General features: G+C 62.7%; 16 protein-coding genes. 12 read left to right on the top strand and 4 right to left on the bottom strand.

Annotated features, from left to right (window positions below; all coding sequences use genetic code 11):
• The first annotated feature begins 20 nt into the window (after nucleotides 1–20).
• From rseP to lpxB, 7 genes are all read left to right on the top strand, one after another.
• Nucleotides 21–1,163 (top strand): RIP metalloprotease RseP, encoded by a 1,143-nt coding sequence (rseP, locus tag FJ954_RS25295; protein WP_140664114.1) that lies wholly within the window; start codon nucleotides 21–23, stop codon nucleotides 1,161–1,163.
• A 217-nt stretch (nucleotides 1,164–1,380) separates the two neighbouring features.
• A complete protein-coding gene (gene bamA / locus FJ954_RS25290) occupies nucleotides 1,381–3,765 on the top strand; it encodes an outer membrane protein assembly factor BamA (RefSeq protein ID WP_140664111.1) in 2,385 nt (794 codons plus the stop codon).
• 73 nt (nucleotides 3,766–3,838) lie between these two features.
• A complete protein-coding gene (lpxD, locus tag FJ954_RS25285) occupies nucleotides 3,839–4,894 on the top strand; it encodes a UDP-3-O-(3-hydroxymyristoyl)glucosamine N-acyltransferase (protein WP_015317789.1) in 1,056 nt (351 codons plus the stop codon).
• Nucleotides 4,887–5,354, top strand: a complete 468-nt coding sequence (fabZ, locus tag FJ954_RS25280) for a 3-hydroxyacyl-ACP dehydratase FabZ (protein ID WP_015317790.1) — start codon at nucleotides 4,887–4,889, stop codon at nucleotides 5,352–5,354. Before lpxD ends, fabZ begins: the two co-directional genes overlap by 8 nt.
• A gap of 13 nt (nucleotides 5,355–5,367) precedes the next feature.
• Nucleotides 5,368–6,201 (top strand): acyl-ACP--UDP-N-acetylglucosamine O-acyltransferase, encoded by an 834-nt coding sequence (gene lpxA / locus FJ954_RS25275; protein ID WP_140664109.1) that lies wholly within the window; start codon nucleotides 5,368–5,370, stop codon nucleotides 6,199–6,201.
• Nucleotides 6,188–7,087, top strand: coding sequence for an LpxI family protein (locus FJ954_RS25270; RefSeq protein WP_246681151.1), 900 nt, complete (start codon nucleotides 6,188–6,190; stop codon nucleotides 7,085–7,087). Before lpxA ends, FJ954_RS25270 begins: the two co-directional genes overlap by 14 nt.
• Nucleotides 7,080–8,258, top strand: coding sequence for a lipid-A-disaccharide synthase (gene lpxB, locus FJ954_RS25265; RefSeq protein WP_140664103.1), 1,179 nt, complete (start codon nucleotides 7,080–7,082; stop codon nucleotides 8,256–8,258). The genes FJ954_RS25270 and lpxB overlap by 8 nt, the downstream gene beginning before the upstream one ends.
• Nucleotides 8,259–8,403: 145 nt before the next feature.
• On the opposite strand, the gene gltA is transcribed toward lpxB, so the two are convergent.
• A complete protein-coding gene (gene gltA / locus FJ954_RS25260) occupies nucleotides 8,404–9,726 on the bottom strand; it encodes a citrate synthase (protein ID WP_015317794.1) in 1,323 nt (440 codons plus the stop codon).
• A 183-nt stretch (nucleotides 9,727–9,909) separates the two neighbouring features.
• Nucleotides 9,910–11,334 carry a glutamate--tRNA ligase gene (gene gltX / locus FJ954_RS25255; protein WP_140664100.1) on the bottom strand — a complete coding sequence of 475 codons (1,425 nt, stop codon included), beginning with the start codon at nucleotides 11,332–11,334 and terminating at the stop codon, nucleotides 9,910–9,912.
• A gap of 103 nt (nucleotides 11,335–11,437) precedes the next feature.
• Here gltX and FJ954_RS25250 point away from each other — a divergent pair, with 103 nt between their 5' ends.
• The gene (locus FJ954_RS25250; RefSeq protein ID WP_140664097.1) at nucleotides 11,438–13,891 is read left to right on the top strand and encodes a ComEC/Rec2 family competence protein; all 2,454 of its coding nucleotides are present in this window, start codon (nucleotides 11,438–11,440) and stop codon (nucleotides 13,889–13,891) included.
• Here the strand turns inward: FJ954_RS25250 and lexA are convergent.
• Nucleotides 13,885–14,628, bottom strand: coding sequence for a transcriptional repressor LexA (lexA, locus tag FJ954_RS25245; protein WP_140664094.1), 744 nt, complete (start codon nucleotides 14,626–14,628; stop codon nucleotides 13,885–13,887). The genes FJ954_RS25250 and lexA overlap by 7 nt on opposite strands.
• Before the next feature lie 410 nt (nucleotides 14,629–15,038).
• Nucleotides 15,039–15,812, bottom strand: coding sequence for a GntR family transcriptional regulator (locus tag FJ954_RS25240; protein ID WP_140664092.1), 774 nt, complete (start codon nucleotides 15,810–15,812; stop codon nucleotides 15,039–15,041).
• 149 nt (nucleotides 15,813–15,961) lie between these two features.
• Between FJ954_RS25240 and FJ954_RS25235 the strand changes: the two genes are divergently transcribed.
• Genes FJ954_RS25235 through kynU form a run of 4 tightly spaced genes read left to right on the top strand, consistent with a single transcriptional unit; the run spans nucleotide 15,962 to nucleotide 20,011 of the window.
• Nucleotides 15,962–16,948 (top strand): ABC transporter substrate-binding protein, encoded by a 987-nt coding sequence (locus FJ954_RS25235; protein ID WP_140664089.1) that lies wholly within the window; start codon nucleotides 15,962–15,964, stop codon nucleotides 16,946–16,948.
• Nucleotides 16,949–17,006: 58 nt separating this feature from the next.
• On the top strand, nucleotides 17,007–17,786 hold the full coding sequence (locus FJ954_RS25230; RefSeq protein ID WP_140664086.1) for an ABC transporter ATP-binding protein: 780 nt from the start codon (nucleotides 17,007–17,009) through the stop codon (nucleotides 17,784–17,786).
• Between the two features lie 5 nt (nucleotides 17,787–17,791).
• Nucleotides 17,792–18,715: an ABC transporter permease gene (locus tag FJ954_RS25225; protein ID WP_140664083.1), complete on the top strand. Its 924-nt coding sequence runs from the start codon at nucleotides 17,792–17,794 to the stop codon at nucleotides 18,713–18,715.
• Between the two features lie 48 nt (nucleotides 18,716–18,763).
• On the top strand, nucleotides 18,764–20,011 hold the full coding sequence (gene kynU, locus FJ954_RS25220; protein ID WP_140664317.1) for a kynureninase: 1,248 nt from the start codon (nucleotides 18,764–18,766) through the stop codon (nucleotides 20,009–20,011).
• Nucleotides 20,012–20,032: the final 21 nt, after the last annotated feature.

The raw sequence follows: 20,032 nt of genomic DNA, 5'->3' as shown, positions 1-20,032 counted from the left end.
GAAGAACTTGAGGGCCTGAATTGAACGAGATTCTTCACGCGATTTTCAGCACGGAAGGCCTCTTTCTCGGCACGCTCGTGCCGTTTCTCTTCGTTCTGACCGTCGTGGTGTTCGTTCACGAGATGGGCCACTATCTCGTCGGCCGCTGGTGCGGCATCGGGGTCAGGGCCTTCTCAATCGGCTTCGGTCCGGAGCTCATCGGCTTCAACGACAGGCATGGTACGCGCTGGAAGCTTTGCGCCATACCGCTTGGCGGCTATGTCAAGTTTGTCGGCGACATGAACGCCACCTCCAGCCAGCCGACATCGGAAGAACTCGAAACGCTGACCGACGAGGAACGCAAGGTTGCCTTCCACACCCAGGCGATCTGGAAGCGCGCGGCAACGGTGGTGGCCGGGCCGCTGTTCAACTTCCTGCTGACGATCGTCGTCTTTTCCGTGCTGTTTGCCGCCTATGGGCGTTATGTCGCGGAGCCCATGGTGGCGGAGGTTACAACAGACAGTCCCGCGGCCAAGGCCGGCATCTTGCCAGGCGACAGATTCGTCAGCGTTGACGGCAGCAAGGTCGAAACCTTCGGCGACGTGCAGCGGCTGGTCTCGGGCCGCGCCGGCGACACCATCACCTTCGTCATGCTGCGCGGCGGCAAGGAGGTCACGGTGACCGCGTCGCCGCAGCTGATGGAGCAGGAGGACGCGCTCGGCAACAAGGTCAAGGTCGCCGTGATCGGCGTCGTCAACAACAAGGAACTCGGCCAGCCCCGCCTCATCACCTACACCCCGGTCGGAGCCGTTGCGGCGGCCGTTGCGGAAACCGGCCACGTCATCGAGCGCACAGGACAGTTCCTGCAGCGCTTCGCCGTCGGGCGCGAGGACAAGTGCCAGTTGGGTGGCCCGGTCAAGATCGCCGACATGGCCGGCAAGGCGGCCAAACTCGGTTTCGAATGGCTGGTGCAGCTCGTCGCGCTGCTGTCCGTGGGGATAGGCATTCTAAACCTTTTGCCGATTCCCCCCCTCGACGGCGGCCATCTGTTGTTCTACGGGGTGGAGGCCGTCATCCGCCGGCCGGTGTCGGAACGGATGATGGAAATGGCCTATCGGGCCGGTCTGCTTCTGGTGCTGTGCTTCATGGGGTTCGTGTTCTGGAACGATCTCTTTGGGTGCTGAAATCATGAAGGAATTTGGCCTGAGCATGGCGGATGTTGAGACGCCGTTTACCATGCACGGGGATATGAGTGACGCGAAAGCCACGCACCAGGGTTAAGTAAATACAAATTAACCAGAAGCCTTGCGTGTAGGGAAAATCCGGTTAATACGGTAGGGGAAATGACCGCACGTCCGGTTTTCTCGCCGTGGGGACTACGAGAAAAGGTTATTAAGCCCGATGAAGGCAGCATCCAAGTTTCTAAACGCCGCGTCAGCGGCGGCACTGTCCGCCGCTCTGGTCGTACCAGGTGCGCTCGCAGTGCAGTTCGTTGCCACATCGGCGGCCGAAGCCGCTGTCGTAAGCAGGGTGGAGGTGAGCGGCAACCAGCGTGTCGACGCCGATACCATCCGCAACTACATCACCATCAAGCCCGGCAAGGCCTTCTCCAGCTCCGATGTCGATAGCGCGGTCAAGGCGCTGTTCGGCACCGGCCTGTTCTCGGATGTCCAGATCAACCAGGTCGGCTCGACCCTGGTGGTCAAGGTTTCGGAATACAAGGTCGTCAACCAGGTGCTGTTCCAGGGCAATAAGAAGCTCAAGGACAACGCGCTTCAGGCAGCGGTTCAGCTGAAGCCGCGCGGCACGTTCTCTCAAGCTACGCTGGATTCGGATGTCGAGGCGGTCAAGGCCGCCTACAGGCGTATCGGCCGTGACGATGCCGGCGTGACCGCGCAGATCATGGAGCTTGGCGACAACCGCGTGAACGTGGTCTTCCACATCACCGAAGGCGATCGCACGCAGATCGCGGCAATCAATTTCGTTGGCAACAGCGCCTATTCCAGCCGCCGCCTGTCTGATGTGATCAACACCAAGCGCTCGTCCTGGGTCTCGTTCATCCTGCGCGACGACGTCTACGACGAAGACAAGCTGCGCGCCGACCAGGAGCTGCTGCGCCGCTTCTATTACAATCACGGTTATGCCGACTTCCAGGTCGTGTCCGCCGTCGGCGAGCTCGACAATGCGACCAACAAATACACGGTCACCATCACCGTCCAGGAAGGCGAGCGCTACAATTTTGGCGACATCAGCGTCGAAAGCACGATTCCGGAAGTCGACTCCAAGTCGCTGGAATCGGTGGTCGAAACCCGCAAGGGCGATGTCTACAATGCCAAGAACGTCGAAGACTCCATCATTGCGCTGACGGAGAAGGTGGCTGGTTCCGGCTATGCTTTCGCCCAGGTGACACCGCGCGGCGACCGCAACTTCGAGAGCCACACGATCTCGGTGGTCTACACCGTCGACCAGGGCACCAAGGCCTATGTCGAGCGCATCGAGATCCGCGGCAACGACCGCACGCGTGACTATGTCATCCGTCGCGAATTCGATGTCAGCGAAGGCGATGCGTTCAACCAGGTACTCATCCAGCGCGCGAAGAAGCGTCTGGAAGACCTGAACTATTTTGACAAAGTCGACATTTCGACTGTGCCCGGCTCGGCCCCTGACCAGGTCGTGCTGGTGGTCGACGTGGTCGAGAAGTCGACGGGTGAATTCTCGGTTGGCGCCGGCTATTCGACCGGCGGCGATTCGGCTGGACCGTCCGTCGAAGGATCGATCACCGAGCGCAACTTCCTCGGCCGCGGCCAGTTCATCAAGCTGTCGGCCGGTGGCGGCAAGAACTCGCGCGACTACAGCCTGTCCTTCACCGAGCCCTATTTCCTCGGGCGGCGTATCGCCGCCGGCTTCGACATCTTCAAGTCGACGCGGGAATACAACAACAATTACGACAGCGACACCACCGGCGCGACGATCCGCTTCGGGTTGCCGATCACCAACAGCATCACGACCCAGTTGGCGTACAACATCTCGCAGGAGAAATATAAGGTCGACGATAGTTGCGGCCCTACCGATCCTCCAAATCCTCCCGGCGGCACCTGTAACATCTCGCAGGCCATCCTGGACGGCATCGATCAGAGTCCGTGGATTAAGTCCTCGGTCAGCCTGGGACTGGTTTATAATACGATCGACGACATGAAGAACCCGCATGAGGGTATCTACGCCAACACGACCGTGGAGGTCGCGGGTCTCGGCGGCGATGCCAAATTCGTGAAGATCACCGGGCGCGGCAGCATCTACCAGACGCTGTCCGAGCAGCTTGACCTTGTCGGCCTCCTTTCGGGTGGTGCAGGACATGTCGAGGGTTACGGCAGCGACGGCGATCTGCGCATCTTCGACCACTTCCAGAGCACCGATCGAATGATCCGCGGCTTTGCCTACGGTGGCATCGGCCCCGTCGCTTCCGGCACCAGTGGCGATCACCTTGGCGGTACGACCTATTTCAACGCTTCGGCCGAGGCGCAATTTCCACTCCCGGTTATTCCCGAGAGCTTCGGCTTGCGTGGCGCGGTGTTCGCCGATGCGGCGACGCTCTACGGCAACAAGATTGCCGATCAGTCACTGGTCAATCAGGACTCGACCGGCTTGCAGATACGCGCCTCGGTTGGTCTCGGCCTGATGTGGGCGTCTCCGTTCGGCCCAATCCGTATCGACTATGCAATCCCGGTCAAAAAGGAAGCGAGCGACGACGTGCAGGAATTCAACTTCGGCATATCGACCCGCTTCTGATCGGCGGCCAACGATGCTCCCGGGTTTTGGGTCCGGGAGAAATGTTCCGACCTAGCTGGATATAGCTTCTGGAATGACCGATCCGGTGTTCTTCGCGCCATCACGCCGGTATACGGCGGCCGAAGTCGCGAATCTGACCGGCTCGGTGCTTGTCGATTCCGGCCAATCCGACGTTTTGATCGAAGCGCTGGCGCCGGCCAATGAAGGCGGCGCCAATGCGCTTGTCTTCGTCGACGGCAGGCGTAATTCCGCGCTGATGCCGTCGCTGCGCGCGGCAGCGGTCCTATGCACGGCCGAATTCGCAAACAAGGCGCCTTCCAGCGTCGCTGTCTTGACTCATCCACGGCCGCAGCAGGCTTTCGCGCTGGTTGGGCGCCTGCTGTTCCCGACAGCCGCCACGCCGGGGCCAATGACCAGTGAAACTGGTGTTTCGCCGCATGCCCATGTCGATCCGACGGCGCATGTCGAAGCCGGCGCTATCATCGAGGCCGGCGCGGTCATCGGGCCTGGTGTCTCGATCGGCAGCGGCACAGTCATTGCGCCCAACGCCGTCATCGGACAGTCCTGCCAGATTGGCCGTGACGGTTATGTCGGCCCGGGCGCCAGTATCCAGTACGCTCTGATCGGCAATCGGGTCATCATCCATGGTGGCGCCAGGATCGGCCAGGACGGCTTTGGCTTTGTCGGCGGCGCCAAGGGGCCGGAGCGTGTTCCACAGATCGGACGCGTCGTCATCCAGGATGATGTCGAGATCGGCTCCAATTCCACCGTCGATCGTGGCGCCATGTCCGATACGATCATCGGGCAAGGCACCAAGATCGACAATCTCGTTCAGATCGCCCATAACGTCCGCATCGGTCGCAATTGCATAGTGGCCGGGCTGTCGGGTATTTCCGGTTCCGTGGTGGTGGGTGACAATGTCACCATGGGCGGCGGCGTCGGGCTTGCGGATCATCTGACGATTGGTACAGGTGCCAAGCTTGCAGCCAGAAGTGGATTTATGAGCAATGTTCCCGCCGGCGAGATCTGGGGTGGCTATCCGGCGCAGCCGATGGCGGAAGCCATGCGAGAGATAGCCATGTTGCGCACGATGGCCAGGGCACGCAAGCAGGGCAAGGACAATGGCTGACATGGTGGCGGCGACAACGCTGGAAGCGGTCGACATATTGGGGCTGATGAAGCTCCTGCCGCACCGCTATCCCTTCCTGATGATCGACCGCATCGTGGACATCGACGGCGACGACTCCGCCATCGGCATCAAGAACGTGACCATAAACGAGCCGCATTTTCAGGGGCATTTCCCGGAGCAGCCGGTGATGCCTGGCGTGCTGATCGTCGAGGCCATGGCCCAGACGGCCGGAGCCATCTGCATCCGCAGCCTCGGGGCGTCGAAGCCATCGCTGGTCTATTTTCTGACCATCGACAACGCCAAATTCCGCAAACCGGTCGTCCCCGGCGACCAGTTGAAGATCCATGTCAAGAAAATCAAGAAGCGCGGCAACCTGCTCAAATTCGCCTGTGAAGCCCTGGTCGAAGGTACCAAGGCGGCCGAGGCCGAGATTTCAGCCATGATGGTCACCGGCGACTGACGATCGAGTGCCTATGAAAATCAAGACGTCAATCCATCCTTCCTCCGTCGTGGAAGAAGGCGCCCAGATCGGCCAGGGTGTGCGCATAGGGCCGTTCTGCCATGTCAGCGCCGATGCCGTGATCGGCGACGGGGTCGAACTGGTCAGCCATGTCTCGGTGATGGGCGCGACCACTATCGGGGCGTCGACCAAGGTCTATCCGATGGCGACACTGGGCGCACCGCCGCAAAACACCAAGCACAAGGGCGGCCGCACGACGCTGGTCATCGGCGCCAACTGCACCATCCGCGAAGGCGTGACCATGCATGTCGGCACCGACACCAGCCGTGGCGAAACCACGGTCGGCGACAATGGCAATTTCCTCGCCTACGCCCATATCGCCCATGACTGTGCCGTCGGCAACAACGCCACCTTCGCCAATGGGGCGACATTGGGCGGCCACTGCGAGATCGGCAACAACGTCTATATTGGCGGCCTCAGCGCCGTCCATCAATTCGTGCGCGTGGGTGACAACGCCTTTCTTGGCGGGTGCTCGGCTTTTGTCGGTGATGTCATTCCCTATGCCATCGCCGTCGGTAACCGCGCCAGCCTGCGCGGCTTGAACATCATCGGCCTCAAGCGCGCCGGTCTGCCGCGTTCCGAAATCCATCTGCTGCGCAAGGCCTACAAGACGATCTTCGACCGCTCCCGCACCGTGGGCGAGAACATCGAGTTCGCCAAGGTGGAGTTCGCCTCGTCGCCGACAGCGATGAAGATCATCGACTTCATCACCAGTCGCGGCAAGCGGCACTATGCGGTGCCATCGCTCAAGGGCGGCGATGGCGACGATGCCGATGACGAAGGCTGAGACAGCCGCGGCTGGTCTTGATCTCCCGCCTGGTGCCAGGGTCGGCATCATCGCCGGCGGCGGCAGCCTTCCGGTCGAAGTCGCTGCCGGTTTGGCCGGACAGGGTCATCCGCCCTTCGTCGTGCTCATGGACGGTGAGGCCGACCGCCTGGCTGAATTGTGCCGTTACGAGCATGAGACCCTTGCCCTGGAGGCGATAGGATCGCTCATTCCGCTGCTCAAGCGTAACCGGATTACGCATCTGGTGCTTGCCGGCGAGATTAAGCGCAGGCCAAGGCTGACACAGATGCGCCCAAGCCTCAGCCTGCTCGCTGTGATACCCGTCGTCGTCATGGCGTTGGCGCGCGGCGACGATGGACTGCTCAAGGTGGTGGCGCGCGGGCTCGAGGCCCGGGGGATAAAGGTCGTGGGCGCCCACGAGATCGTGCCGAACCTTGTCGCCGCCGAAGGGGTGTTGACCAGGGCCACGCCCCGGAAGTCGGACTGGCGCGACATCGAGGCAGGTTTTGCCGCGGCAAAAGCCATCGGGGCGCTGGATATCGGCCAGGCGGCGATCGCGGTCGGCGGCCGGACCATTGCGCTTGAAGGCATCGAGGGCACGGCCGGATTGCTGGACCGCGCCAGGCTGCTGCGCGGCCACGGCCGTATCGCCGGCAAGACGCGCGGTGTGCTGGTCAAATGCGCCAAGCCTGGCCAGGAGCTGCGCGCGGATCTTCCTTCCATAGGGCCCCAGACGGTAGAAGCAGCGCATGCGGCCGGGCTTGCCGGCATTGCCGTCGAGGCGGGACGCTCCCTGATCCTCGAAGGTCCCGCAACCCTCTCGCGTGCCAATGACCTTGGGCTGTTCATTGTCGGTCTGGCCGCAACGGAGTCAGGTCATGGCTGACAGGGCGCTGAAGATCGCGATCGTCGCGGGCGAGGAGTCAGGCGACCTGCTTGGCGCCGACATTGTCCAGTCGCTGCGCCAAATAACGGGGCGCGAGGTGCAACTCGTCGGCCTCGGTGGCCGCCACCTGCAGGCGCTTGGGCTGGTTTCGCCGTTCGACGCCAGCGAGGTCGCGCTGATGGGGTTTAGCGCCGTCCTGCGTGACCTGCCGCGCCTGATGCGGCGGATCGGTCAGCTGGCGGGGCTGGTTGCGGATGCCAAGCCGGACTGCCTCGTCACCATCGACAGCCCCGATTTTTCGCTGCGCGTCGCCAAAAAGGTGCGCGCCGCCAACCCGACGATCCCGATCGTCCACTATGTCTGCCCGAGCGTCTGGGCATGGCGGCCGGGCAGGGCGGTGGCGATGAAGCCGTATGTCGATCACATCCTGTGCATCCTGCCGTTCGAAGTGAAGGAGCTCGATCGGCTGGGTGGCCCGCCCGGCACCTATGTCGGCCATCGCCTGACGCATGATCCCGGCGTGCTGTCGGCCGCCAGGGCGCAGGCCCAGCCGCGTGATCTTTCACCAGACCGCGTGAAGACGCTGCTTGTCCTGCCCGGCTCGCGGCGCGGCGAGGTGCGACGGCTGCTCGAGCCGTTCGGCGAGACCGTGTCGATGCTGCGGGCACGCGGGCATCGGCTTCGGCTGATGTTGCCGACGGTGCCGCATGTCGCGGACACCGTACGATCCGCGGTCACGCGCTGGGATGAAAAACCCGAGATTATCCTGGAGCCGGAACGCAAATGGCAGGCCTTCGGCAAGGCCGACGCGGCGTTGATCGCGTCCGGCACCGTCTCCCTGGAACTGGCACTGTCCGGCGTGCCGATGATCTCTTGCTACCGGCTCGACCCTGTCGCACGCGCCGTGGCGCGATATCTCGTTTCGGTCTGGTCGGCGCTGCTGCCCAACCTGATCTCGGATCGCGCGTTGATCCCGGAGTTCTACGACGAATACGTCAGACCGAACAATCTGGCACGCCAACTGGAAGCGCTGTTGGCCGACAGTGGCATGCGCGCCTGGCAGAAAGACGGGTTCGCCGAGATTTCACGGCGCATGGCAACGGACAACCCGTCCGGTGAGATCGCGGCGCAGGTGGTGATGGGGTGTATCAAGAGAGTGAGTAGGCAGTAGTGAGTGGTGAATAGTGAGTAGTGAGTAGTGAGTAGTGAGTAGTGGTTAGTGAGTAGTGAGTAGTGAATAGTGAGTTAGAAAACTCTCTAACCTGACTACTCACTAGTCACTACTCACTACTCACTACTCACTCTACTCACTCGTCTCAGCGCTTGGCGATCGGCACGTAGTCGCGCTCCGGCGCGCCGGTGTAGAGCTGGCGCGGACGGCCGATCTTCTGGCGTGGATCCTCGATCATTTCCTTCCACTGGGCGATCCAGCCGACCGTGCGGGCAACCGCGAACAGCACAGTGAACATGGTGGTGGGGAAGCCCAGCGCCTTCAGCGTGATGCCGGAATAGAAGTCGACGTTCGGGTAGAGTTTCTTCTCGATGAAATAGGGATCGGTCAGCGCGATCTTTTCCAGTTCCATCGCGATGTCGAGCAGCGGATCATCCTTGATGCCGAGTTCGCCCAGAACCTCATGCGCCGTCTTCTGCATGATCTTTGCACGCGGATCGTAGTTCTTGTAGACGCGGTGGCCAAAGCCCATCAGGCGGAATGGATCGTTCTTGTCCTTGGCGCGAGCGATGAATTCCGGGATGTGATCGACATGGCCGATCTCGCCCAGCATGTTGAGCGCCGCTTCGTTGGCGCCGCCATGGGCCGGGCCCCACAGGCAAGCAATGCCGGCGGCGATGCAGGCGAACGGGTTGGCGCCCGAGGAGCCGGCGAGGCGAACGGTCGAGGTCGAAGCGTTCTGCTCATGATCGGCATGCAGGATGAAGATACGCTCCATGGCGCGCGCCAGCACCGGGTTGATCTTGTACTCCTCGCACGGCACGGCAAAGCACATGTGCAGGAAGTTTGCCGCGAAACCGAGATCGTTCTTCGGGTAAATAAAGGGCTGGCCGATGTGGTATTTGTAGGCCATGGCCGCGATCGTCGGCATTTTGGCGATCAGGCGCATGGAGGCAACCATGCGCTGGTACGGGTCGGAGATGTCGGTCGAGTCGTGATAGAAGGCCGACAGCGCGCCAACCACGCCGCACATCACCGCCATCGGGTGCGCGTCGCGGCGGAAGCCGGTGAAAAAGCGCGACATCTGCTCGTGCACCATTGTGTGGCGCGTCACGCGGTAGTCGAAATCGTCCTTCTGCGCCTTGGTCGGCAATTCGCCGTAGAGCAGGAGGTAGCAGACTTCGAGGAAGTCGCCATGTTCGGCCAACTGGTCGATCGGATAGCCCCGATGCAGGAGGATGCCGGCGTCGCCATCGATGAAGGTGATTTCCGACTCGCAGCTTGCCGTCGAGGTAAAGCCGGGGTCATAGGTGAAGGCGCCGGTGGTGCTGTAGAGCGAGGCGATGTCGATGACGTCAGGTCCGACCGAGCCGCTTCGCACCTTGAATTCGTGAGTCTTGCCGGCGAATTCCAGCGTTGCCGTGGCCTCTTGGCCGCCCACATCCAGTTTTTTCGCAGCTTCGGTCATTGCAAACTCCTTCTTGTTTCCTCATGCCGGCAAAGGCAAATTCCGCAGAGCGACACGTCGAAATCACCGCAATGCGCGTATTCGCCACCGCATTCTAGGAGGTGCGTGCCAGATTGGGCCAAGGCCTAATGTTGCACTGCGAAACCCGCCTTTCAATGCCAATCTTCTTGGGCCAGTTTGCTCCTAATCGATTTGATCCGCTACGCGCGCCAGGCTTTCCTCACGCCCCAGAACGGCAAGCACGTCGAATACGCCCGGTGACGTGCTCTTGCCGGTCAACGCAGCCCGCAACGGCTGGGCCACGGCGCCAAGCTTGTGCCCGCCAGCCAGCGCAAAGTCGCGGATCGCGGCCTCGGCCGTGGCCGCCGTCCAGTCGCCTGACAGCGACTTCAAAGCTTCGTGAGCGCCACGCAGGATCTTGCGCGCGTCGTCATTGAGCAGGAGTGCCGCCTTGTCGTCGATCGGCAGCGGCCGCGCGGCAAACAGGAAGGCGGCGCCGTCGACAAGCTCGACCAGCGTCTTGGCGCGCTCCTTCAGGCCCGGAAGTGCTGCCAGCAGCTGCGCCTTGTTCTTCTCGTTGAGCCGAGCCGCCATCGCCGGGCCGCCCTCCAGATAGGGCAAGGTGGCGATAAAGATATCGAACAGCTCGGTGTCGGCCATACGTCGCATATGCGCGCCGTTGATCGCTTCCAGCTTGGCGAAATCGAAGCGCGCCGCGCCCTTGTTGACGTCGCCAATGTCGAACCACGAGACCATGTCCTCGATCGACATGATCTCGTCGTCGCCATGGCTCCAGCCGAGCCGCGCAAGATAATTGAGCAGCGCCTCCGGCAGATAGCCCATGGCGCGATAGGCTTCGACGCCGAGCGCGCCGTGGCGCTTCGACAGCTTGGCGCCGTCGGCGCCGTGGATCAGCGGGATATGCGACATCGACGGCACGTCCCAGCCCATGGCGTTGTAGATCACGGTCTGGCGGGCGGCGTTGGTCAGGTGATCGTCGCCACGGATGATGTGGGTGACGCCCATGTCGTGATCGTCGACGACGACGGCATGCATGTAGGTCGGGTTGCCGTCCGAACGCAGGATGATGAAGTCGTCGAGATCCTTGTTGGGGAAGCGCACGTCTCCCTGGACCCGGTCCTGCACCACCGTCTCGCCCTCGGTCGGTGCCTTGATGCGGATGGCGCCCTTGACGCCGGACGGCGCCTCCGAGGGGTCGCGGTCACGCCAATGGCCGTTATAGCGTGGCGGTAGGCCCTTGGCGCGTGCAGCTTCGCGCATTGCCTCGAGCTCGGCTGAAGTCTCGTAGCTGTAATAGGCCTTGCCCAGGCGCACCAGCTCCTCGGCCACCTCGCGATGGCGCGGCGCGCGCTCGAATTGGGAGACCGCGTCACCGTCCCACGAAAGGCCAAGCCAGGTCAGGCCATCGAGAATGGCCGATGTGGCCGCATCGGTCGAACGCTCGCGATCGGTGTCCTCGATGCGCAGCAGCATCGTGCCGCCGGTATGCTTTGCATAGAGCCAGTTGAAGAGCGCCGTGCGCGCGCCGCCGATGTGCAGATAGCCGGTCGGCGAGGGGGCAAAACGGGTGATGACCTTGTCGGGCATGGAACTCTCGGAAAACGTCTGAAGCTGGGTGCAGAGCGTGCGGACTTTCGCGCGTTGCGCGTTCATGTAGCATAGGACGTCGAGGGTGCAAGGGGCAGACCCGATGACTGGACGAGGCCGGGGCTCGGATCGGGGCGAGGATGCCGCTATCGGCGTCAGCGAGCGATCCCTGTTTGCGGCGCCTGCGACGATCCCACTGCCATCTCCGCTCGTGGCTGCACCCGAAACCAGGTCGCTGCAGGCAGGTGGGCAGGCGCCGGCGCCGGCTCCTGCCGCGGGCAGGATCGCGCGCGTGCGCCGGCAAATCGGCCTGGTATCCTTGCCTCGCCTGCGCCATGGCGTGACCCGGGCGGCGGAGCTTGAACTCGACCGAGGCATCGCGTTCCTGCTGGTGCCGGTCTGTCTGGCCGTTGGGGCGATCGCCTATTTCTCGCTGGCGTCCGAGCCCGACTTTGCAAAGCCCGTCGCGGTCGTGGTGCTGATGGCGGTCTGTGCCTTCGTCTCGCGTTCCTGGCCCAAAACCCATCTGTGTCTCATGGCAGTGCTGTTGTGCGCGCTGGGCCTGCTCGCGGCGAAGGTCGAAACATGGCGAGCCGGAACCCGGATGCTGGGTTCGGAAATCTCCACGCAACTGACCGGCCGCGTGGTCTCGATCGAGGAGATGGAGAGCGGCCGCATCCGGCTGACCATGGACGTGATTTCGACCGCCCGGCCGAAACTGCGCTATGCGCCGGAAAGGGTCCGGCTTTCCGCACGCAAGATACCGCCGGGAATGACCGCCGGCTCGCTCATCACAGGCTACGCCAAACTGTTGCCGCCGACCGGCCCGGTGCGGCCGGACAGCTACGACTTCTCTTTTGACAGCTATTTCGCCGGCATCGGCGGCAGCGGCTTCTTTCTCGGCAATCCAACGGTTGTTTCCGCCGACGACGGTGAGATGCCGCTATCGGCTCGCCTTTTTTCAGGCATCGAAAATGCCCGCGAAGCCATCGCCGACCACATCAGGGGCAGCGTCGGCGGCGCTGAAGGCGAGATCGCGGCGGCGCTGATCGTCGGCGTGCGCGCCGGCATACCCGATGAAATCAATGAAGCGATGCGGCGTACCGGCATCTATCACATCATCTCTATTTCGGGACTGCATATGGCGCTTGTGGCCGGCACCATCATGGGTCTGCTGCGTGGTGCCTTCGCGCTGTTTCCAGACTTTTCCGCGCGCCGGCCGGTGAAGAAATACGCGGCCGCCGCCGCACTGTTCTCGATCGCGGCCTATCTCATCATTTCCGGTGTCGTCGTTGCCGCCGAACGCAGCTTCATCATGCTGGCGGTGATGCTGATTGCCGTCTTCTTCGATCGCGCTGCGCTGACCATGCGCAATCTGGGGATCTCGGCGATCGCCGTCATCCTGGTCTCGCCTCACGAGGTCGTCGGCCCGAGCTTTCAGATGTCGTTCGCCGCGACCGCGGCCCTGGTTGGCGCTTATGCCGGCTGGGCCGATCACCGTGCGGGAAAGACGCGGCCACCGCCGCCAAAGCGATCGCTGCCCGGGTTCCTGACGCGAAAATTCCTGCTGGCGACAGGTGGATTGGCCATGACGTCCATTATCGCCGGCAGCGCCACGGCGTTGTTTGCCATCTGGCATTTCCAGCGGGTATCGCCGCTCAGCCTGTTCGCCAATCTGGCCGTGATGCCTATCGTGTCGGTCGTGATGTTCCTGGCCGTCGCCAGCGCGCTGTTGATGCCATTCGGACTGGATTGGCCGGCTCTCTACCTCATGGGCAAGGGCCTGACCGCAATGATCGCCGTGTCGGCGTGGATATCGGAGCGCTCTCCGGTCGATGGAGTCGGGCTGATTTCGCAGCAATCCGTGCTGCTGGTCACCGTCGCGCTGGTTATCGCGACGATGGCGACGACATGGCTGCGGCTCGCGGCGCTGCCATTCGCGCTCGCCGGCCTGTTGACTGTGTCGCACACACGCGCGCCCGATGTGCTGATCTCGGAAGATGCGCGGCTGGTCGCGCTGCCGATCGGCAATGGCGAACTGGCCGTCAACCGGGAACGTCCGAACGAATTCGCAACCGACAACTGGAAACGCGCCCTGATCTCCGAAACAATCGTCAAACCGGAAATGTTCGACACGACAGACAGGCAATTCGATGTTGCCAGTCCCACCGACCTGCCGCCGGGATCGCCCTTCTACTGCCGCGAAGGCCTGTGCCTTGCCAGGCACCCTTCCGGCGCGATCATTGCCTATGTCGAGGACCGCAAGACCACCTGGAAAGCCTGCGCTTTCGCCGACCTGATCATCGTCAATGACGCAACCGCCTATGACGCCTGCCACAATCCACTGGTTCTCGTCGTCACCAAACGGCAGCTCGCCCGCAAGGGAAGCGCTGCCGTCTTCTTCAATCCCCAGTCGGCCACGACCCGGGCCGCGATCGCATTTGCCGTCGACGGACCATACCGGCCCTGGCACGAACAGCGAAAATTCTCACGCGAGGCGAGGGGGCTGCCGCCGTACAAAAAACCCGACAAGCCCGATAACAAGCCGGTTCAGTAGCGCCTGATCAACCCGACCAGCTTGCCTTGTACCTTGACCCTGTCCGGCCCGAAAATGCGCGTTTCGTAGGCTGGATTGGCGGCTTCGAGCGCGATCGAAGCGCCTTTGCGGCGGAACCGCTTCAGTGTCGCTTCCTCTTCGTCGACCAGTGCCACGATAATTTCGCCCGGGCTTGCCGTGTCGGCATTGCGGATAATGACCGTGTCTCCATCGAAGATACCAGCCTCGATCATCGAGTCGCCCTTAACCTCCAACGCATAGTGCTCGCCGCCCATGATCATGTCCGGCGGCACCGAGATCGAATGCGTCTGATGCTGGATGGCATCGATCGGCACACCGGCGGCGATACGGCCCATGACCGGGATGGACACGGCTGAAACCGCGTCGTCGTCGTTGCCGGCCGCGGGCAGGCGCGAAGGCGCAGCGGCCGGCCTGATCTGGCGTCCGAGACTGCCTTGGCCAAGGCTGCCTTGGATGATGCTTGGCGAGAACTTCTTTGCCGCATTGAGGCCCGGCGCGATCGAGTCCGGCAGCCGCAGCACTTCCAGCGCGCGCGCCCGATTGGGTAGCCGGCGAATGAAGCCGCGCTCCTCCAGGGCCGTGATCAGGCGATGGATCCCCGACTTGGAGGCAAGATCGAGTGCTTCCTTCATCTCGTCGAAGGAAGGCGGTATCCCGCTTTCCTTGAGCCGTTCGTGGATGAACATCAGCAGTTCATGTTGCTTGCGTGTCAGCATGGCGGCCCCCAAGACATTGAACGAAAGGTTGAACCAGAATCGAAAAAACAAACCCAGAACAAACACTATCTGTTCCAGTTGTGTTCTGCAACCGTTTAAAGTTTAATGAATTTGTTAAGGGGTCTGAAGTTTTTTGCCCGCGACGGCGGGCGGCAACCAGTCCTTTCCGCCGTCGGCAGGCGCATTGAAATCGTTTTGGTTAATGGCCTGTGGCCCATCCGCCGACGAGGCTTTGGCATCAGTTAGTTGGAAGGCTTCTCCTCGGAGGGACGTATAATTCGCGGAGCCATTATTCGCGGAACGAAACGAAACCAAAATGCCAACGATTGGTAGCTTCGGGCGGCCATGGATCGGGGCGTTCGGCGCACTCCGGCCAGCGCGTTCGAATAGGCGTCGCGGAAGCGCTGAAGTTATCCCGAACCCGCCTTCAAGCTGCCGGCGCGAGCGGCGTATCTGGTAGCGCCGCTGTCTTCGCTGTGGACATAGACGTGCAGTGTGTAGCCGATATGCGCCGTCATCAGCGCCTTGGCCCGCTCGACGTCACGGTCGAGCGCCGCTTCCATGATCGCGGTATGGTGTTCGATCGCAATCGCTTCGCGTAGCGCTTCGATTGCCTCTTCATAGCCATCCTTGAGGCCGGCCGCGGCCCGCAGTGTCGGCGCCAGACCAAGAAAGCGATGATGCCGGCGCAGCTGATCCGAGATCGTCGAGCGGAACCGCAACAGCCAGTCGCATGTGGCGGCGCTCAGCAGCGCCGCATGGAAAGCCTCGTGGTTCTCGTCCCATCTGTCGACGGCCGCGTCCGAGGGATCGTCGACCGCCGTCTTGCAACGCGAGAGCCGGTAGTGGGCGGTGACCACGGCATCCTCCCACTCCCTGCCGCCTTTTTCCATCGATTCGAGGAACAGGGGTATCTCGACCACCATCCTGGCGCGTGCCAGATCCTCCAGCTCGGCCCGCGACACCGGAGCCACGGCAAAACCACGATTGCTGATCGCGGTGACCAGGCGTTCGGCCTCGAGCCGCGACAGGGCTTCGCGCAACGGTGTCCAGCCGACGCCATAGGTGCCGCGCAGCGCACTCAGTTTGAGCGGGGCGCCCGGCATGAGGCGCGTGGTCAGGATGTCGCGCCGCAACAGCTGATAGGCGGCTTCCGTTTTTGTGGAACTTGTTTCATCCAGCATCGTGATCAATCCGTCGTCTGGCGAAAGTATATATGATACCGGGTCCTAGCAACAATTATATATAATGTTTGACACAGACCGGCGGACTGACCATGATCGCCGTAGTAGCCGCGTTTCCGAGCGGCCCTGATCAAATCTGGGAGGAAATGATGTTGAAGTCGAAATCCGCTTGGTTGTCGGGTTTGGCCCTGGCGGGCGCATTGATGGTCGGCGCCGGCAGTGCCGCGGCCGATCAGATCCGTATCGGCATTGCCAATTTCGGCGAGCATCCGCAATTGAACGCCGCCATAGCCGGCTTCAAGAAGGCGCTGACGGACAATGGCTTCGTCGAGGGCAAGGACGTCGTCTACACGGAGAGCCACACCAATTTCGATGCATCGCTGGTGCCGCAGATGATCGCCAAGCTGCAGGCCGAGCAACCCAAGCTGATCTACACCATCACCACGCCGGTCTCACAGATCGCCAAGAAAGCGCTCGCCGGTTCCGGCATTCCGATCGTTTTTGCCGCGGTCACCGATCCGGTGGCGGCCAAGCTGGTGCCGTCATGGGACGCCGGAGACGAAGGCATGACCGGCGCCAGCGATCTGCAGGACGTCGCCGCGGTGATGGCCTTCACCAAGAAGCTGCTGCCGAACGCCAAGCGCTTCGGCGTGCCTTATAATCCCGGTGAGGCCAATGACGTTGCCTTGGTCGAAAAGATCAAGGCGGCGGCACCGGCCGCGGGCTTCGAGGTGGTGGAGGTCGGCATCGACAACGTCAATGACATCCAGCAACGCATCGCTTCGCTCGCCGGCAAGGCCGACGTGATCTACGGCCCGGCCTCGAACCTGATACAGCCGGCGATCGCAGCTGTCTCCGCGGCCGCGCGCCAGGCCGGTATCCCGGTCGTCAACTCCGATGACAGTGCGGTCCGTAACGGCACCGTGCCGGCGAGCTTCGCGGTCAATTACACGCAGGTCGGCGTCAACGCCGGCAACATCGCCGCCGAGATCCTCAAGGGCAAGGATCCCAAGACGATCGCGCCGTCGCGCCCGGCCTACAAGGACCACATGGCAACGATCTCGCGCAAGGCGATGGCCGCGTTCGGCATCGAGATACCGGCTTCAATGGCCGATTGCGGCTGCATCGTCGACTAACATCGGAACTGCTGGGGTGACGGCGTCGGCGCCGTCATCCCGAGGTCAGGGAGAAACGATGCTCGAGATTCGATCCGCGCGCAAAGTGTTCTACAAGGGCCAGGCCGACGAGAAGGTCGCGCTGGACGGTCTCAGCCTGTCCTTGGCCACCGGAGAGTTCGGCATCGTCATCGGCTCCAACGGGGCCGGCAAGAGCAGCATGCTCAACGCCATTTCCGGCGCCCTGATCCTCGATTCCGGCCAGATCCTGATCAACGGCGCCGACGTGACTGCAATGCCGGTGCACAAGCGCGCCGCGAAACTGGCGCGCGTGTTCCAGGACCCGATGCGCGGCACCGCCGCCAGCATGACGGTTGCGGAAAACATGCTGCTGGCCGATTTGCGCTGCCAAAAGCGCACCTTGCGCCCGGGGCTGAACACCACCCGGCTTGCATCCTACAGGGAACGCCTGTCGATCCTGGGTCTCGGTCTGGAAAATCGTCTCGACACGCGCGTCGACCTGCTCTCCGGCGGGCAGCGGCAATCCTTGTCGCTGATCATGGCGGTCGGCGGATCGCCGGACTTGCTGCTGCTCGACGAGCATACCGCGGCCCTCGACCCGCGCACGGCCGAAATCGTCATGCAAGCGACCGTGCGCGCCGTCAACGCGCTGAAACTGACGACTTTGATGGTGACCCACAACATGCAACACGCCGTCGATTATGGCAGCCGGGTGATCATGCTCGATGCGGGCCGGGTGCTCCTGGAAGTCGCCGGGCAGGAGAAGGCGAGGGTCACGGTTATTGATCTGATCGGCCATTTCTCCGTCAAGACCGATCGCATGTTGCTGGCGAGCTGATCATCATGGATTTTGTTGGGGACGTTCTCACCAGCTTCGTCGCGATCATGCCGGTCACCCTGGCGCAAAGTCTGATCCTGGCCTTTGTCGTGCTCGGGATCATGATCCCGTTTCGCATGCTGAATTTTCCCGATCTCACCAGCGAAGGCGCTTTTCCGCTGGGCGGCTGCGTCTGCGGCGTTCTCCTTGCCGCCGGCGCATCGCCGCTGATGGGCGTTGCTGCCGCCCTTGTCGCCGGCTTCGCGGCGGGCTGCTGCACCGCCTTCATCCATCTGCGCTTCCGCATCCACACGCTGCTTGCGGGCATCCTGATGATGACGATGCTCTACAGCATCAACCTTCGCATTATGGGCAAGTCCAACCTGTCCGTCTTCGGTTCGCCCTCGGTGTTCGACTGGGTGCCGTTCGCGCGGCCGGGTTTCCCCGCCAGCAAGATTGTCGTCGCGGGTCTCCTCGCGCTTGCCGCCTTCATGCTGCTCTACATGTTCTTCAGGACCGAGAAGGGGACTGCCGTGCGCGCCGTGGGCGCCAATCCTGACATGGCCGAGGCGCAAGGCATCAATGTCTGGGCCGCGACCATAGGCGGTGTCGGGCTGGCCAGCGCTTTTTCGGCGTCAAGCGGTGCGCTGATGGTGCAGTCGCAAGGGTTCGCCGACGTCAATATGGGCCTGGGAATTCTCATCAACGGCCTTGCCGCGCTGATGATCGGCGAAGCCGTCGTCGGCAAGCAGACGGTGTGGCGGCAATTGCTAGCGCCCTTCGCCGGCGCGATCATCTACTACCAGCTGGTGTCGTTCTGCCTGGCGGCCGGCATGCCGCCGCCTGACCTGAAGCTTGCCACGGGCCTGTTCGTACTGGCCATGCTTGCCTTGCCCAGCCTCAAGCGCAGCCGGGGGCCCGCACCGGTTCGCGAAGCGATTCGTGAGTAACCCGGCGTGAATGACCAAGGCGTGAATAACCAGGGAATGTCACAAATGATGCCTACGACGCTCGATCTCGCAGCTGTCGATGCCATGGATGCGGCGGACCCGCTGCGTGCCATGCGCGACCGGTTCATCTTGCCGGAAGGCGTCATCTATCTCGACGGCAATTCACTCGGCGCCGCGGCACCCGCCGTCTTCGACGAGCTGCGGAAGGCCGCGACCCAGGAGTGGGCGCAGGATCTGATCCGTGCCTGGAACACCGCCGGCTGGTTCGACATGCCGGTCGCGCTCGGCGACCAACTGGGGCGGCTGATCGGCGCGGCGGCCGGCCAGACGGTGGTCTGCGATACGACCTCGATCAACATCTACAAGGTGCTGCATGCCGCACTCGGCATGCGGCCGGACCGCTCGGTCATCGTCGCCGAGGGCGACAGCTTTCCAACCGATCTCTACATGGCCGAAGGCGTGGCCTCGACGCGCCCCGGCACGGTGTTGCGGCTTGAGGGCGTTGATGCGCCGACCATTGAGGAGCTCATCGACGAGCGCGTTGCGGTCATCCTGGTCAACCACGTCAACTACAAGTCCGGCCAGCTGCGCGACATGGCGGCACTGACATGCAAGGCCCATCAGGTCGGAGCGCTGATCGTCTGGGATCTCTGCCACACCGCCGGCGCGCTGCCTGTCGAGCTCGACAGCGCCAATGCCGATTTCGCCATCGGCTGCACCTACAAATATCTCAATGGCGGCCCGGGCGCGCCGGCCTTCATCTACGCCGCCGAGCGTCATCACGATAAAGTCCAGCAGCCGCTCAGCGGTTGGTGGGGCCATGCGCGGCCCTTCGCCTTCGAGCAGGGTTATGCGGCCGGGAGCGGTATCCGCCGGTTCCTGTGCGGCACGCAGCCGGTGTTATCGATGCGAGCGCTGAAGGGGGCGCTGGATATCTGGGACGATGTCGACATGGCGACGGTGCGCAAGAAGAGCGTCGCGCTCACCGACCTGTTCATCCAGCTCGTCGAGACCAGATGCGGCGCCTACGGCCTGGAGCTGGAAAGCCCGCGCGACGGCAATCAGCGTGGCAGCCAGGTGTCCTTCCTCCATCCCAACGGTTACCAGGTGATGCGGGCCTTGATCGAGCGCGGTGTGATCGGCGATTTCCGTGCGCCGTCGACGATCCGCTTCGGCTTCACCCCGCTCTATGTCGGCTACGCCGATGTATGGCAGGCGGTCGAGGTCCTGGAAGATATCCTGCGCACTGGCGCCTGGCAGGATGCACGCTTCGCGGTCAAGACGGCGGTGACCTGAAGCCGGCGCGAAGCCGGGAAA

Origin of the sequence: Mesorhizobium sp. B2-3-15 (genome assembly GCF_006442875.1) — a bacterium.
Classification (GTDB): Bacteria; Pseudomonadota; Alphaproteobacteria; order Rhizobiales; family Rhizobiaceae; genus Mesorhizobium; species Mesorhizobium australicum.
Note: the sequence above shows the minus strand (reverse complement) of the source record. Positions and strands in the feature narration are given on the sequence as shown.